The 13,567-nt window shown below is 54.7% G+C and carries 15 protein-coding genes; 5 read left to right on the forward strand and 10 right to left on the reverse strand.

Going from position 1 to position 13,567, the window contains the following annotated elements; all coding sequences use genetic code 11:
• Nucleotides 1-26: 26 nt before the first annotated feature.
• Entirely contained in the window at nt 27-1,217 is a 1,191-nt protein-coding gene (locus ABWV33_RS14675; RefSeq protein ID WP_353331784.1) for a DegT/DnrJ/EryC1/StrS family aminotransferase, read from the forward strand.
• Between the two features lie 78 nt (nt 1,218-1,295).
• Here the strand turns inward: ABWV33_RS14675 and phaR are convergent, their stop codons facing one another.
• From phaR to ABWV33_RS14690, 3 genes are all read right to left on the reverse strand, one after another.
• Nucleotides 1,296-1,856, reverse strand: coding sequence for a polyhydroxyalkanoate synthesis repressor PhaR (gene phaR, locus ABWV33_RS14680; protein WP_121998717.1), 561 nt, complete (start codon nt 1,854-1,856; stop codon nt 1,296-1,298).
• 264 nt (nt 1,857-2,120) lie between these two features.
• Complete coding sequence (locus ABWV33_RS14685; protein WP_113823332.1) at nt 2,121-2,567, reverse strand: phasin family protein; 447 nt, start codon at nt 2,565-2,567, stop codon at nt 2,121-2,123.
• Nucleotides 2,568-2,698: 131 nt separating this feature from the next.
• Nucleotides 2,699-4,501: a PHA/PHB synthase family protein gene (locus ABWV33_RS14690; RefSeq protein WP_353331787.1), complete on the reverse strand. Its 1,803-nt coding sequence runs from the start codon at nt 4,499-4,501 to the stop codon at nt 2,699-2,701.
• Nucleotides 4,502-4,613: 112 nt separating this feature from the next.
• Between ABWV33_RS14690 and phaZ the strand changes: the two genes are divergently transcribed.
• Nucleotides 4,614-5,891: a polyhydroxyalkanoate depolymerase gene (phaZ, locus tag ABWV33_RS14695; RefSeq protein WP_353331789.1), complete on the forward strand. Its 1,278-nt coding sequence runs from the start codon at nt 4,614-4,616 to the stop codon at nt 5,889-5,891.
• A gap of 4 nt (nt 5,892-5,895) precedes the next feature.
• Complete coding sequence (locus ABWV33_RS14700) at nt 5,896-6,486, forward strand: DUF6151 family protein (RefSeq protein ID WP_353331791.1); 591 nt, start codon at nt 5,896-5,898, stop codon at nt 6,484-6,486.
• Between the two features lie 39 nt (nt 6,487-6,525).
• On the opposite strand, the gene ABWV33_RS14705 is transcribed toward ABWV33_RS14700, so the two are convergent.
• From ABWV33_RS14705 to ABWV33_RS14735, 7 genes are all read right to left on the reverse strand, one after another.
• Nucleotides 6,526-7,077, reverse strand: a complete 552-nt coding sequence (locus ABWV33_RS14705) for an NYN domain-containing protein (RefSeq protein ID WP_353331793.1) — start codon at nt 7,075-7,077, stop codon at nt 6,526-6,528.
• 133 nt (nt 7,078-7,210) lie between these two features.
• Entirely contained in the window at nt 7,211-7,906 is a 696-nt protein-coding gene (locus tag ABWV33_RS14710; RefSeq protein ID WP_353331795.1) for an alpha/beta fold hydrolase, read from the reverse strand.
• Between the two features lie 98 nt (nt 7,907-8,004).
• Nucleotides 8,005-8,619, reverse strand: coding sequence for a hypothetical protein (locus ABWV33_RS14715; RefSeq protein ID WP_113823500.1), 615 nt, complete (start codon nt 8,617-8,619; stop codon nt 8,005-8,007).
• 17 nt (nt 8,620-8,636) lie between these two features.
• Complete coding sequence (locus ABWV33_RS14720) at nt 8,637-9,065, reverse strand: VOC family protein (protein ID WP_353331797.1); 429 nt, start codon at nt 9,063-9,065, stop codon at nt 8,637-8,639.
• Nucleotides 9,065-10,060: an alpha/beta hydrolase gene (locus ABWV33_RS14725; protein ID WP_353331799.1), complete on the reverse strand. Its 996-nt coding sequence runs from the start codon at nt 10,058-10,060 to the stop codon at nt 9,065-9,067. The genes ABWV33_RS14720 and ABWV33_RS14725 overlap by 1 nt, the downstream gene beginning before the upstream one ends.
• Nucleotides 10,057-10,806, reverse strand: a complete 750-nt coding sequence (locus ABWV33_RS14730; RefSeq protein WP_353331801.1) for an alpha/beta fold hydrolase — start codon at nt 10,804-10,806, stop codon at nt 10,057-10,059. The genes ABWV33_RS14725 and ABWV33_RS14730 overlap by 4 nt, the downstream gene beginning before the upstream one ends.
• Nucleotides 10,807-10,845: 39 nt before the next feature.
• Nucleotides 10,846-11,022 carry a hypothetical protein gene (locus ABWV33_RS14735; protein ID WP_164619588.1) on the reverse strand — a complete coding sequence of 59 codons (177 nt, stop codon included), beginning with the start codon at nt 11,020-11,022 and terminating at the stop codon, nt 10,846-10,848.
• Between ABWV33_RS14735 and thrS the strand changes: the two genes are divergently transcribed.
• Both thrS and ABWV33_RS14745 read left to right on the forward strand, forming a co-directional pair.
• Nucleotides 11,021-12,967 (forward strand): threonine--tRNA ligase, encoded by a 1,947-nt coding sequence (thrS, locus tag ABWV33_RS14740; RefSeq protein ID WP_353331803.1) that lies wholly within the window; start codon nt 11,021-11,023, stop codon nt 12,965-12,967. The two genes, ABWV33_RS14735 and thrS, sit on opposite strands and share 2 nt — an antisense overlap.
• A 220-nt stretch (nt 12,968-13,187) precedes the next feature.
• The gene (locus ABWV33_RS14745) at nt 13,188-13,493 is read left to right on the forward strand and encodes a BufA1 family periplasmic bufferin-type metallophore (protein ID WP_113823324.1); all 306 of its coding nucleotides are present in this window, start codon (nt 13,188-13,190) and stop codon (nt 13,491-13,493) included.
• The last annotated feature ends 74 nt before the right edge of the window (nt 13,494-13,567 follow it).

Here is a 13,567-nt window from a genome sequence, read left to right on the forward strand (position 1 = left end):
AAAGGTTCTATTCAGGAAATTGAAATATGATACAGCCGCCAAACGTCCACGACGCCGAACCCATCCCCGAAGCTGCCCGTGACGCGATCGACGCGCTGCTCCGTTCAGGGGATTTATTCCGTTACACGGCGTCAGATGATTCCCCTGTTTCCTTGCTCGAGGCAGAATTCGCCGCCCTCATGGGCAGTAAATACGCATTGGCTGTATCCTCCTGCTCTGCCGCGCTGTTCCTGTCGCTCAAGGCTCTTGACCTGCCCCGTGACGCGCGCGTCCTGATTCCCGGCTTTACCTTCGCGGCGGTCCCGTCGTCCGTGGTGCATGCAGACTGCATCCCCGTTTTGTGCGAAGTGAAGGATAACTACCGCATCGACATGTCAGATTTTGAGACCAAGTTGGACAGCGTACAGGCCGTCATCATCAGCCACATGCGCGGTCACACCTCGGACATGGATGCTATCATGGCCCTGTGCGATGCCCGCAAAATCCCCGTCATCGAAGATGCCGCCCATTCGCTGGGCACCACGTGGAATGGCGAAAACATCGGCACACTTGGCCAGGTTGGCTGCTTTTCGTTCCAATCTTACAAGATGATCAACGCGGGCGAAGGTGGCATCCTGATCACCGACGATGCCGACCTTGTCGCCCGCGCTATCATTATGTCCGGCGCATATGAACACAATTGGAAGAAACACCCGGTTCTACAGGATGCATTTGCCAAATGGCAGAACCAGCTGCCGCTTTATAACCTGCGGATGAGCAACCTCAGCGCGGCTGTGATCCGTCCCCAATTGCCAGAACTGTTGCGCCGGGTCCGCGATGGCCGCGCCAATCACGACTATGTGGCCGAGCGGCTGAATTCCTCGCCTTGGATCACTGTTCCCGCACCGCTGGAGCCAGAAGTCCGCGCACCGGATTCGATCCAGTTCAACATCAGCGGCCTAGACGAAGCCGACACCCGCGCCTTTGCCGCTGCAGCCGAAGCCAAAGGCGTAAAGGTTCAGGTGTTTGGCTTGAGCGAGGATAACGCACGTGCTTTCTGGAACTGGCAATTCATCCCTAACCTGCCAGATCTGCCCCAAACACGGGCCATGCTGATGCAGGCCTGTGATGTACGCCTGCCTGTTCGCCTCACCCGGGCGGAACTGGATGCGGTTGCGGATATCTTGCTGGAAGCGATGTCAGAGGTGGCCGGCCCCTTGCGCGTCTTCGGCACCTAAATCAAATTCCCGCCCCTAAGAATGCAAAGAGGCCCCAATTGGGGCCTCAGCACGTTCACCAGACTTAATTGGTAACGCTTAGCTCAGCTTGGACAGTTTGCTCTGCAATTCCGCCAGCTGCTTCTTGATCTCATCCAGATCCTCGCCACCTTCTTCGGTCGCGGCTTTTTCTTCACTTGCATCCGGGGCAGACCAATTTGTCGCCAAGCCCCCCGTCATCGCCTTGAGAAACGCTTGTTGCTGCGCCTGCATCGCATCAAATCCGGGGATCTGAGACATCGGGTTGATGGCGGTCATGCCTTCCATCATCTTGGATTGGCTTTCGCGCAGCATGTCAAAAGAGCTTTGCAAAAACTGTGGCATTACCCCACCACCGGGTTGCATGTAACTGCGCACCAGATCGTTCAACACATTGACCGGCAATACGTTTTCGCCACGGCTCTCGTGCTCAGCAATAATTTGCAGCAGATACTGACGCGTCAGGTCATCGCCTGATTTCAAGTCGATGATCTGAACCTCGCGTCCTTCGCGAATGAACCCTGCGATATCTTCCAAAGTGACGTAATCACTGGTTTCGGTATTATACAGCCGCCGACTGGCATAACGCTTAATCAACAGCGGCTTATCGTTATCTGCCACGGACTTCCCTCCCCAAGGATGATGCATTGCAGCGTAGACTATGCGAGCGCAGAACAAAAAGAAAGAGCAGCTGCGGGGAACAGCCCGATTTGCCTGTTTACTCAAATTCCTACTGAGTACGCGCCTATCCCTCCGCGCCCAAAGGGCCACCCGAAACGACAATACAAAAACACATGCTGTTAAAACAAAGAAAAAGCAGATCTTTCGATCTGCCCAAACGGGATACTCCTAAAGGGAGGAGAGGGAGCGATCCCGCAGTATGTCTTACTTAGCTGCTGTTGCTTTCTGAGCAGCGGCAGTAACGTCGTTGGTTGCTTTTTTAACGGCAGAAGTTGCGTCTTCTGCAGCGTCTTTACCAGCAGCCATCATCAGTTCAACTGTGTCCATCTGAACTTTTTTCGCGATTTCAGCGAAAGCAGACATGTTTTCAGCAGCAACTTCAGCAGCGGCCGATGCGAAATCGGTTGCGGCTTTTGCGTAGTCGGCTGGATCAGCTTTTACTTTGGAAACTTCGGTCAGCTTCGACAGAGTCTCTTTGGTCCACTTGTTGGAGATCTCTGCGGATTTCTCAGCAGCTTCCAGAGCAACGCCGGACAGTTTTTCGTTCAGCGAAGCAGTGCTTTTGAATGCGTCTTCAACAGCACCGGTATCAACTGGAAAAGAACCCATCATGTCTTTCATGATCGCGGAAAAATCTTGTGTCTTGTTCATTGTATCAATCCTCTAGGCTGTTTACGGGCCCACCCCGTTTTCGTTCAGCTGATGAGAATATGCTTTCTGCATCGCAGCATTTCAAGATATTTCTTGCTGCAATGCAGAATAATTTCAAAAACCAAGCGAAATCAAGTGTTTGCCTTGACGGTCACGTAGTCCCCTGGTGCAGGTGCAAGCCGCGGATGGTCCGAATCGCCAGTATCACGCGCCGGAACTTGCTTACCTGACCGCTTTTTCAGCCAGACTTCCCACATCGGCCACCACGACCCTGCATGGTAATCGGCCTCTTTCATCCATGTCTCGGAATCCGCCTTTAGATCAGGGTTCAGGTAGTGACCGTATTTCATTTTGCTGGGAGGGTTCACGATACCGGCGATGTGACCCGACTCTGAAACCACGAATGTTTTATTGCGCGACCCCATTTTCTGCACACCACGATAGCAGTCTTTCCACGCCGCGATGTGATCGGTTTCGCAGGTGATCGACATCAAAGGCACATCAACGTCTTTCAGGTTCAGCGTATGCCCCATCAATTCGAACCCGCCATCCGCGAATTCGTTGCGCTGACACAGGCCACGCAGATACTGCACCGCCATCTTGGCCGGCAAATTGGCCCCGTCCCCGTTCCAGTACAACAGATCAAACGCAGGCGGCGTTTCCCCCAGCATGTAACTGCGGATCGCTGGCGAATATATCAGATCGTTGGACCGCAGGTACGAGAACGTTCGTGCCATGATATACGACCGCAGAATGCCCTGCTTGTTCACCTCTTCTTCGATCCCGTCGATGAAATCGTTCTGCAGGAAGGGCGTGAATTCCCCCTGATCCGAGAAATCCGTCAGCGCCGTAAAGAAAGTCGCGGATTTAACCGTCTTATCGCCACGCTGTTTCAGCAACGACAACGTCAGGCTTAGCGTGGTGCCCGCAATGCAATAGCCCACAGCGTTGACCTGCTTTACGTTGCAGATCTTTTTTACCTCATCAAAGGCAGTCAGGAACCCGTCCTGAATATAATCTTCCAGCCCTATTTCAGCATGCGAAGTATCTGGGTTCACCCAGCTCACAACAAAGAGAGTATAGCCCTGTTCGGTCACCCATTTGATCAGGCTATTCTGCGCCTTGAGGTCAAGGATGTAGAATTTGTTGATCCAGGGCGGAAACAGCACGATGGGGATCTCGTGCACGGTTTCAGTCACTGGTTTGTATTGGATCAGCTCCATCATGTTGTTGCGGAACACCACATCACCCGGCGTGGTCGCAATATTGCCACCCAGTTCAAACGCGGTTTCATCCGCCAGACGTACAATCAGCTCACCTTTGTTGGCCTCCAGGTCGGCCACCATGTTTTCCAACCCCTGTACCAGTGATTGGCCTTCGGTTTCGACTGCCTTCTCTAGCGCATCCGGATTGGTCGCGAGAAAATTGGTCGGCGCCATCAGATCAACAATCTGCTGCGCGAAATATTGCAGCCGCTGTTTTTCTGTCGGGTCGTCTTCGTTCACCTCTGCAAGTGCCTGTTCAATCGTGGCGGCATTGGTCAAATATTGCTGTTTGATGAAATGGAAATAGGGGTTGGTGTCCCACATGGGGTTCGCGAAACGACGGTCTTTAGAGGCCTCCCCGCCTTCAACGACAGATCCCGAGGTCATCGATTTCTGCGCCTCAGCGAAATTCATCACTGTTTTACCCCAGAATTCGACCTGCTGCTCCCACAACTTGGCGGGATTTTGCGCAGCGTCGGACCAATAAGCCGTTGCTGCCTTTGCGAAAAGATCTTGATTCGGGCCATCTAGCGCCGGATGGTGCGGATTTTTCCCAGACATAATTTCGACGAGGCGTTTCGATAATATCTCAACCTTAGTCATATTTTCTTTAAGGCGTTCAAAGTGTTCGCCGGTCAATTCCGGTGCGTTGTCTTGGCCAGTTGTCATTTAAAGGAATCCCCCCTAGTCTCGCTGCTACGCAGAATAACGTCGTGTGTTGCGGGGGGCAAAGCGACGAATGGTCCGGGTTTTCCCGGTATTTTATTAGGAGAGCCAATCGATGCGCTATATGATGACCTACGACCTGATGGAAACGGTGCGAAACACCAACCAGTGGCTCGGAGCATCAGCCAACTCCATGGCTTCTTATCCAATGTTTTCGATGATGCCCAACCCCGCTTTGAATTGGATGGCAGCATGGGGCGAGGTTACCGAACGCACCTTCCAACGTATGGTTGTAAAACCCGATTGGGGCATCCGCACCTTCACCTGTGAAGATGGCAAGGACCATTTGGTTGACATCCGCACCGTTGTCGAAGGTCCCTTTGGCGATCTGATCCATTTCAAGGTTAACGGCCGCGAAGAACAACCCCGCAAGGTTCTGCTGGTCGCCCCGATGTCTGGCCATTACGCGACCCTGCTGCGCTCGACCGTTAAAAGCCTGATGGTCAACTGCGAAGTCTACATTACAGACTGGCACAACGCCCGGGACATCCCAGTTTCCGCAGGCAAGTTTGATGTCGAAGATTACACACTCTACTTGGTTGATTTTATGCGCGAAATGGGCCCTGACACCCATGTAATCGCAGTCTGCCAACCCGCGCCGCTCACGCTGGCTGCCACCGCCTATCTTGCCGAACAGGATCCCGACGCACAGCCCTTGTCCCTGACCCTGATCGGTGGTCCGGTAAACCCAGATGCAAACGCAACCGAGGTTACAGATTTTGGGCGCCGTGTAACTATGGGCCAGCTCGAAGAAACCATGATCCAGCGCGTTGGCTTTAAATACCCCGGCGTCGGTCGCATGGTCTATCCGGGCCTTCTGCAACTGTCCTCTTTCATGTCTATGAATGGCGAACGCCACTCCAAGGCATTCCAGGATCAGATTCAACGCGCCATGCGTGGCGAAGCCTCTGATCACGATGCACACAACCGCTTTTATGACGAATATTTGGCTGTTATGGATATGACCGCCGAATTCTACCTTTCGACCGTCGAACGTGTATTCAAAAACTGTGAAATCGCCAAAAACGAATTCACAGTCAAAGGCCACAAAATCGACATTGGCAAAATCACCAGCGTCGCGGTGAAAACAGTTGAAGGCGCAAATGATGACATCTCCGCGCCGGGTCAGTGCATCGCAGCATTGGACCTATGCACCAGCCTGCCCGACAACAAAAAGGCCAGCCATGTCGAACCCGGTGCCGGTCACTATGGCATTTTTGCAGGCCGCAGCTGGCGCGACAATATTCGTCCACTTGTCATCGACTTCATGAACGCCAATGCTGTGCGCAAACCTGCGCGCAAAGCACCGGTGAAGAAACTGAAAGCTGTATAAAGCAATGGGCGGGACCTCCTCCAACGATCTCGCCTTTTCCTGCAACTGCGGGTCTGTGCAGGGGCATCTCGATGCCTCTGCTGCCAAATCCGGCAATCATGTTGTTTGTTATTGTGCCGATTGCCGCGCGGCCGAGCTATACCTCGGCCAACCTGACCCGGCCCCCGGCCCGGTCGATATCTTGCAAACAACACCAGACGTCATTCACATCACGCAAGGCCAGCAACATCTTGGCTTGTTCCGCCTTGGCCCCAAGGGGTTGTTTCGCTGGTATGCGACCTGCTGCAATGCCCCGATGTTTAACACTCTGAAATCCCCCAAATTGGCCTTTGCTGGCGTTGCTGCGGCACGTCTAACCACGCCAGAGCGTCTGGGACCCGTTATAAGCGAGGGGTACATTCCCCAACCAGACGGCAAGCGCAAACACAAGAACGTCGGGCGCTCTGCCTTTGCCTTGTTCAGCCGTATGATCGCCACCCGCCTGTCTGGCCGCTGGCGGAGCACGCCATTTTTTGATGTGGAAACAGGCGAACCCGTTCGAACGGCGATGACCTTGACCAAAGAAGAACGCAAAAAGCTCTACCCGAAGGTGTAATTATCCGGGACTTGTCAGATACATCATCGGGCGTTTCAACTAGTCCACGTCAAGCCAGAGCTTCCCAGACCGATACCCGCCTTTAATCAAAAAACCGGGTGTGCGAATTTCACTGTGCTTTTTCTCCCAATCCCGATAGCGGTCATTAGTTACAATCCGTGCACCCAAATCGCGGGCAGCGGCTAAGATATAGGGGTCTGCGGGCGTGCCCTTGGGCACGACCATCACATGGCTTTCTGGCAAGCCGAGTTGCTGACTAAATCGGTGGTCATGCTGATAGCTCCCCGAAACCAGATATCCCGCGTTGGCGTCAAACATGACCCCCGGTGTAAAGCCCAACTCCTTCAGCCGCGTCAAAACCTCACGAACAGTTTTGATTTGGGGCGTTTCATCTTTCCAATACAAGACGTTAGAACCATCGAGAATAACCCAGTTCTCATCTTTGCTCGGCTTGGCCTCGCTTTTGCGTACAAGGCGCACAATCAGGAAAATGATGACAATCAAGGCACCCAAGACGAGCACGGTGTCCTGATACCCAAACAAAGGACGTATCGCATCAAGCAATGAGAACTTCCAAAGCAAAACCGTCATAAACACACTCTAAAAAACAACGTCTACTTAACCAAAAAAATAATCAATTGCTCAGCCAGTTTTAACCCAGCGCGCATATCAATTTTGCAGCCAATTCTCCGCAATTTTGATACGCTAAGAAAACGCACACCGCTTAAAGCGCAAGCCAGTCTCGCAAGGCCTGCGTCACGATCTCTGGCGTTTCCAACACTGGCAAATGACCTGCGCCCTCAATCACCTGCAAGTGGGCACCTGGGATCAGCTCCGCCATAAAGGTGTGCCGTTTGACGGGCGTCAGAGCATCATGCGCGCCACATAAGATCAATGTGGGCACCTTGATCTTGCGCAGGGTACTTTGCTGATCTGGTCGCCGTTGCAAGGCGCGAGATTGCCGTTCAAACAGATCCGGTCCCAGATCCCGCGCCATTTGATACACCCGATCCAAAACCGCCATACGCCTTGGTCCGGGGGCCAGAAACTCGGGCTGCATGGCTTGGCGCATCACTTCGTCCAATCGCCCGGCCTTGGCTCCAACAATCATCGGCTCACGCGCCGCAGCAATGTGGGGTGTATCGGCCATGGCTTCGGTATCCATCAGGCACAAGCGGGTCACGCGATCTGGGGCGCGGCGAATAAGTTCCATCGCCACAATGCCGCCCATGCTCAACCCAGCCAAAGCAAACCGTGCAGGCAGTTGATCCAATAGCAATGCAGCAATATCCTCGATACGATCGCCCTGCGTGACAGGCGCTATTGTGACCGCTCGTTCCCGCGACAAATGCAGCAACTGATGCTCATACAGCCGTGCATCACACATCATTCCTGGCACAAGAACCAATGGCTCAATCATTCAAAAACCCTTTGTGAATCAACACATTTACCCGAACAGCACCTAAATCCATGCTCAGGGCAGAATGCGTGTTTTGCCTCGAACGAGCAAGTCTTACCTTAGGGATAATCAATGCCCCGAAACGGCGGAAAATCCGCATAGCATGCGCGCCGCTCAGCAAGAGGTGTGTCGGGATCTTGCCCCTCCAAAATCAGCCGTCCACGCGGCGCAATATAGCTGTCGATCCGGCGCAAAGGCAAAGGACGCCAAACCAGATTAAATGCGCAAAGTTTGGGAAAGAACCAGACCTCTGAATAGTCCAAGTGATCATGCAGCCACCAAGCTAGATCCCGCCAATCACGGCCCAACGCGTATTGATCGGCAAACCATGGGATCACGACGGACGCCCCTGCAATCCTGTCATCCCCAATACCCCGGTCCCAAATATGGCACTCTAACGGGTGGGTGTTTCTCGCGCAGTTGAGCTTGTTGTCATTGCCAAATTGGTTCAGCGACGGCGAGCGATATCCAGACCGCACCGCCACCCGGCCAAAGGTTTCCTCAAGCGGGTCCATCAGGGTTTCACAAAACGCCCGCCCAGTTTCCAAAACCAGATCCGGATTATCCGGGAGGTTTTGTTTTTCATGGTAATTCCCGATTTCGGAGTACAGGAAATCTCGCATGAAAAAATGTCGTGACAGCCGCTGTCGCCCAAACGTTTCAAGGCTCCACATGCTGCCTGGCGTGCGCATCAGCTATACCCGTTCCAACAGAACTCCCCGTTTGGTCCCAAGGCGGAAAACGGGTTGTGTGCAATTTCCCAGATCGTGCCGTCCGGGGCGCGGAAATAGCCATGGTACCCGCCCCAGAACACATCCACTGCGGGTTTGATGATCTCAGCTCCCGCTTGGGCCGCCCGTTTCAGAACATCCCCGACATCGTCTTTGGTCCGGCAGTTATAACTAAGCGTCATGGCCCCCTGCCCTAAATCGGCCAACGGCAACCCCATATCCTCAGCCAGCTTCTGCAGCGGATACAGGCCCAAAACCTGACCAATAAGATCAAACGCAATCACCCCATCCGGTGTCTCAACACGGCGCCAGCCCAAGGCCTCGTAAAACGTTGTCGCATGCGCCATGTCCGGCACACCAAGCGTGATCAAACTCACCCTTTGTTCCATCATCTAATCCCATGCGTTTCAAGCCAGGCCAGAATATCACGAACCGTCTTATCGGTTTGTCCTGGTGACATGATATCGCCTGTGATGACATGCGCTGCTGGGTCGTCTTGGGGACCCATCTTGACCACCTGCACCAATGCGGTAGCACCCCACCGCCCAGCGACTTCATGGCCAAGATCCGGGCGCACAACCCGGTCTTCGTCCGACAATCGAAACAAGGCAGGAACCGTTGCCTGAGAAAAATCAAGCGCTTCGATATCCCGAACCAAAGCCGCCAATGGAGCCAACGCCCCCCAAGAATACCGCGTAGTCCAGTATTTGTCCTTTTCCGGATTCCCGCCCGAGGTAACGCGTTCACCACCCATCAACAACGGCGCCCAATGGCGCGCTGCGGGCAAGGTCAAAATCCAGGCAAACGGATCATTCAAACCAAAATTGGGTGAGACAAACACGGCTGCAGCCACATCCTTGCTCATCTCTGGGTTTAGCGCCGCAGCCGCGGCCAAGGTAGCACCCGTCGAGGTCGCGATCACTACAACCTGTTCACCAACTGCGCGGCCTGCCGCAAGCGCCTCAGCAGCGTCCTGCATCCAATCCGAAGCAGTTGCTTCGATCATCGGGTCAGAGCCCCGGCCATGACCGCGTAAACGGGTAAAGACCAGATTGGCACCCAGCGCCGCGGCCACCCGATCCGGGACCGGGCGGATTTCCTCGGATGTCGCAGAAAACCCGTGCAAATACACAACAGAATAAGGCGTGCGCTGCTCTTTGAACCCATCCTGCCAGATCACCCGCTTGGCGACGCCCGACGTGATATCCTTGAACCCCGATTCAGTGCTTTCAAAATAGACCTGAACCCCTTCGCCGAATTTGCGCGGCTCAAATGTCGGGGAGAGATTGACCTCTTCATATGGACCAAAGACCCAGAACGCCCCGCCCAAAGCAATCACAGCCAGCGCGCTACGCCCCAAAAACTTGCCCACGCTGCGTATCATGCGGCCTCCATTACGTCCAAGACGGCCTGCTCGATCAGCCCCAAACACGGCCCGTCCGAAAACCGATGATCCGCATCTTTGACCAACAACAAGCGCATATCTTCACACGTTGCATGTTCTATCAACCGCACTGCGGTTTCTGTCTTCACCGCTGTGTCTGCGGTTCCCTGAAGGCACCGCACAGGAAACGGCAAGGACAAAGGTGATCGCAGCACCAACCGCTCGCGCCCATCCATAATCATCCGCTTGGTGACGTAATAAGGCTCCATGTAATCCGAGGGCAGCTCGATATAGCCATCACTTTCCAGGCAAATTTTTTGCGCATCATCAAACGACGCCCACCATCCGTCTTCGGTGAAATCAGGCGCTGCGGCAACCGTCACCAAGCCCGCAATCCGATCAGACCGTTCGCGCGCCAACAACAGCGCCTGCCACCCACCCATAGACGATCCCACAACAATCAAAGGACCCGTTGTCAGATCATCAACCGCAGCCAGCGTATCAGCGTGCCAATCGCCAATGCATCCCTCGTCAAACGTACCCGAACTTTCGCCATGTCCAGAATAATCGAACCGCAAAAAAGCCTGCCCGCGCGCCCGACACCAGGCTTCTAGATGCACCGCTTTTGTGCCCTCCATATCCGACTTCAGCCCACCAAGGAAAACCATAGTTGGTCCGTCACCCTCAGTTTTGTGATAGGCCAATTTTTGGCCCTGTGCTGTTTCCAGAAAATCCGTCGCTGGCACGTTGGCCCCCCTTGATATTTTCTTGATCATGCGAGGCCTTTAGCCGGTCTGCAATCCTGTTTTTGTTAGAAAACCAATTGCACAGGCCCAGAGTACCCCAATACAGGCCCCAGACACATCTTGACTTGCCTCGCGCGCCGCTCCAAATAGGCCGGACACATAACCCGCAACCGGGCGTTCAGTGGGCGCCAAACCGACGAGGAGCAGCCAGACCATGGCCCAAATCTCTCTCACCCTTCCTGATGGTAATGCACGATCCTATGACGCGGGCGTAACCCCTGCACAGGTCGCGGCTGACATCTCTACCTCTCTCGCCAAAAAAGCCATCAGCGCGACCGTCAACGGCCAGCACTGGGATCTTCAGTGGCCTATCGATGCGGATGCCGACATCGCCCTGCACACCATGAAGGACGAAGCCCAGGCGAACGAGCTTATCCGTCACGATCTGGCGCACATCATGGCCCGTGCGGTGCAGGAAATCTGGCCCGCGACCAAAGTCACCATCGGCCCCGTGATCGAAAACGGCTGGTACTATGACTTTGATCGCGCCGAACCCTTCACCCCCGAAGACCTTGGCACCATCGAAAAAAAGATGAAAGAAATCATCAACAAGCGCGAGCCCGTGACCACCGAGGTCTGGGATCGTCAGCGTGCTGTTGAATTCTACACCGCCAATAACGAGCCCTACAAAGTTGAACTGATCGACGCCATCCCCGGGGATGAGCCCTTGCGCATGTACTGGCACGGCCACTGGCAGGATCTGTGCCGTGGGCCACACCTGCAGCACACCGGACAGGTTCCCGGCGACAGCTTCAAACTGATGTCCATCGCCGGTGCCTATTGGCGCGGCGACAGCAACCGCGCCATGTTGCAGCGGATCTATGGTGTTGCCTTCACCGGCAAGGAAAAGCTCAAAGCCCACCTGACCATGCTGGAAGAGGCCGCCAAGCGCGACCACCGCAAACTGGGCCGCGAAATGAACCTGTTCCACATGCAGGAAGAGGCCCCTGGCCAAATCTTCTGGCACCCCAACGGTTGGAAAATCTACACCCAGCTGCAGGACTACATGCGCCGGATGCAGGAACGCGACGGCTATGTCGAAGTGAACACCCCACAGGTCGTTGACCGTAAGTTGTGGGAGGCGTCAGGCCACTGGGACAAGTATCAAGAAAACATGTTCATCGTCGAAGTCGACGAAGATCATGCCCGCGAAAAGGCCGTAAACGCTCTGAAACCAATGAACTGCCCCTGCCACGTGCAGGTGTTCAATCAGGGCCTCAAATCCTATCGCGACCTGCCTCTACGCATGGCCGAATTCGGATCTTGTGCCCGGTATGAACCATCAGGTGCGTTGCACGGCATCATGCGCGTGCGCGGCTTTACGCAGGACGATGGCCACATCTTCTGTGCCGAGGATCAGATCACCGCAGAAACAGCCAAGTTCATCGCCTTCCTCTCCAAGGTCTATGCCGACCTCGGGTTCCACGATTGGACCATCAAGCTCTCGACCCGTCCTGAACAGCGGATCGGCAGCGATGAAAGCTGGGATCGGGTAGAAAAGGCCCTTGGCGATGCCTGTAATGCGGCCGGGTACGAATTCGAAGTCCTCGAAGGCGAAGGCGCGTTTTATGGTCCTAAGCTGGAGTTCACTCTGACCGATGCCATCGGCCGGAATTGGCAATGTGGCACGCTTCAAGTTGACCCGAACCTGCCCGAGCGTCTCGACGCGTCCTTTGTAGGGGCGGATGGGGCACGCCATCGTCCCGTCATGCTGCACCGTGCGACTTTGGGCTCGTTCGAACGCTTCATCGGCATCCTGATCGAAGAACACGCGGGCAAGCTGCCGTTCTGGCTGGCCCCTCGTCAGGTCGTCGTTGCATCAATCACGTCGGATGCAGATGATTATGTAGCGGAAGTTGTTGAAACACTACGCGCTGCTGGTGTCCGCGCCGAGGCCGATATTCGCAACGAAAAGATCAACTACAAGGTTCGCGAGCATTCGGTTGGCAAGGTTCCAGTTATTCTAGCCATCGGTCACCGCGAAGTCGAAGAGCGCACCGTGTCTGTGCGTCGGCTTGGCCAAAAACAAAGTTCGGTTCAAAGCCTTGAAGATGTAACAAACGCTCTGGCGATCGAAGCGACCGCTCCTGATCTGCTGTAACATTCGCATCTAAAACACACGCAAACCGGCCCCCAAATCCGGGCCGGTTTGTAACATGTCTGAAAATCCCCCTTAAAAACAAAACATTAACACCACCCCGCCCATAACATTGGTTGACGGGCGCGTGAGACACGGGCTCGTGAATTCAAGTCCGTTCCGCAAGGCGTTAGTTTGGTCTTGTCACTACAGACAGACGCAATCACTCAAGAGGATTACTCAGATGTCGAACACCGTTAAAGCTTTCGCCGTAGCCGGCGCCGTTGCAGCCGCTCTGACCGCTGTCTCTACCACAACCGCCAGCGCACAAGCCAAAGAGAAATGCTATGGCGTATCTCTGGCCGGTAAAAACGACTGCGCCGCCGGTCCCGGCACCACATGCGCCGGTACATCCACTGTTGATTATCAAGGCAACGCCTGGACTCTGGTTGACGCCGGTTCATGCACCACAATGGATCTGCCCAAGCAAGCAGACGGATCAGCCCGCGCTGGCTCTCTCGAAGCGCTGGAGCGTGACCTGCCTGCATAAACCACTCTAAGATATCGGGGCGAGCCGTGCGCACATTGCGCTCGCCCCTCCTTATAGAACATATGGGCTTTGCT

Source organism: Phaeobacter sp. NW0010-22 (assembly GCF_040365955.1).
Lineage (GTDB): Bacteria > Pseudomonadota > Alphaproteobacteria > Rhodobacterales > Rhodobacteraceae > OMPR01.

What these genes read in the sequence shown, in the direction of transcription:
- ABWV33_RS14675 (WP_353331784.1), top strand. Translation starts at nt 27, where the DNA reads ATGATACAGCCGCCAAACGTCCACGACGCCGAACCCATCCCCGAAGCT.
- ABWV33_RS14685 (WP_113823332.1), bottom strand. Translation starts at nt 2,567, where the DNA reads ATGAACAAGACACAAGATTTTTCCGCGATCATGAAAGACATGATGGGT.
- ABWV33_RS14690 (WP_353331787.1), bottom strand. Translation starts at nt 4,501, where the DNA reads ATGACAACTGGCCAAGACAACGCACCGGAATTGACCGGCGAACACTTT.
- phaZ (WP_353331789.1), top strand. Translation starts at nt 4,614, where the DNA reads ATGCGCTATATGATGACCTACGACCTGATGGAAACGGTGCGAAACACC.
- ABWV33_RS14700 (WP_353331791.1), top strand. Translation starts at nt 5,896, where the DNA reads ATGGGCGGGACCTCCTCCAACGATCTCGCCTTTTCCTGCAACTGCGGG.
- ABWV33_RS14705 (WP_353331793.1), bottom strand. Translation starts at nt 7,077, where the DNA reads ATGACGGTTTTGCTTTGGAAGTTCTCATTGCTTGATGCGATACGTCCT.
- ABWV33_RS14710 (WP_353331795.1), bottom strand. Translation starts at nt 7,906, where the DNA reads ATGATTGAGCCATTGGTTCTTGTGCCAGGAATGATGTGTGATGCACGG.
- ABWV33_RS14715 (WP_113823500.1), bottom strand. Translation starts at nt 8,619, where the DNA reads ATGTGGAGCCTTGAAACGTTTGGGCGACAGCGGCTGTCACGACATTTT.
- ABWV33_RS14720 (WP_353331797.1), bottom strand. Translation starts at nt 9,065, where the DNA reads ATGGAACAAAGGGTGAGTTTGATCACGCTTGGTGTGCCGGACATGGCG.
- ABWV33_RS14725 (WP_353331799.1), bottom strand. Translation starts at nt 10,060, where the DNA reads ATGATACGCAGCGTGGGCAAGTTTTTGGGGCGTAGCGCGCTGGCTGTG.
- thrS (WP_353331803.1), top strand. Translation starts at nt 11,021, where the DNA reads ATGGCCCAAATCTCTCTCACCCTTCCTGATGGTAATGCACGATCCTAT.
- ABWV33_RS14735 (WP_164619588.1), bottom strand. Translation starts at nt 11,022, where the DNA reads ATGGTCTGGCTGCTCCTCGTCGGTTTGGCGCCCACTGAACGCCCGGTT.
- ABWV33_RS14745 (WP_113823324.1), top strand. Translation starts at nt 13,188, where the DNA reads ATGTCGAACACCGTTAAAGCTTTCGCCGTAGCCGGCGCCGTTGCAGCC.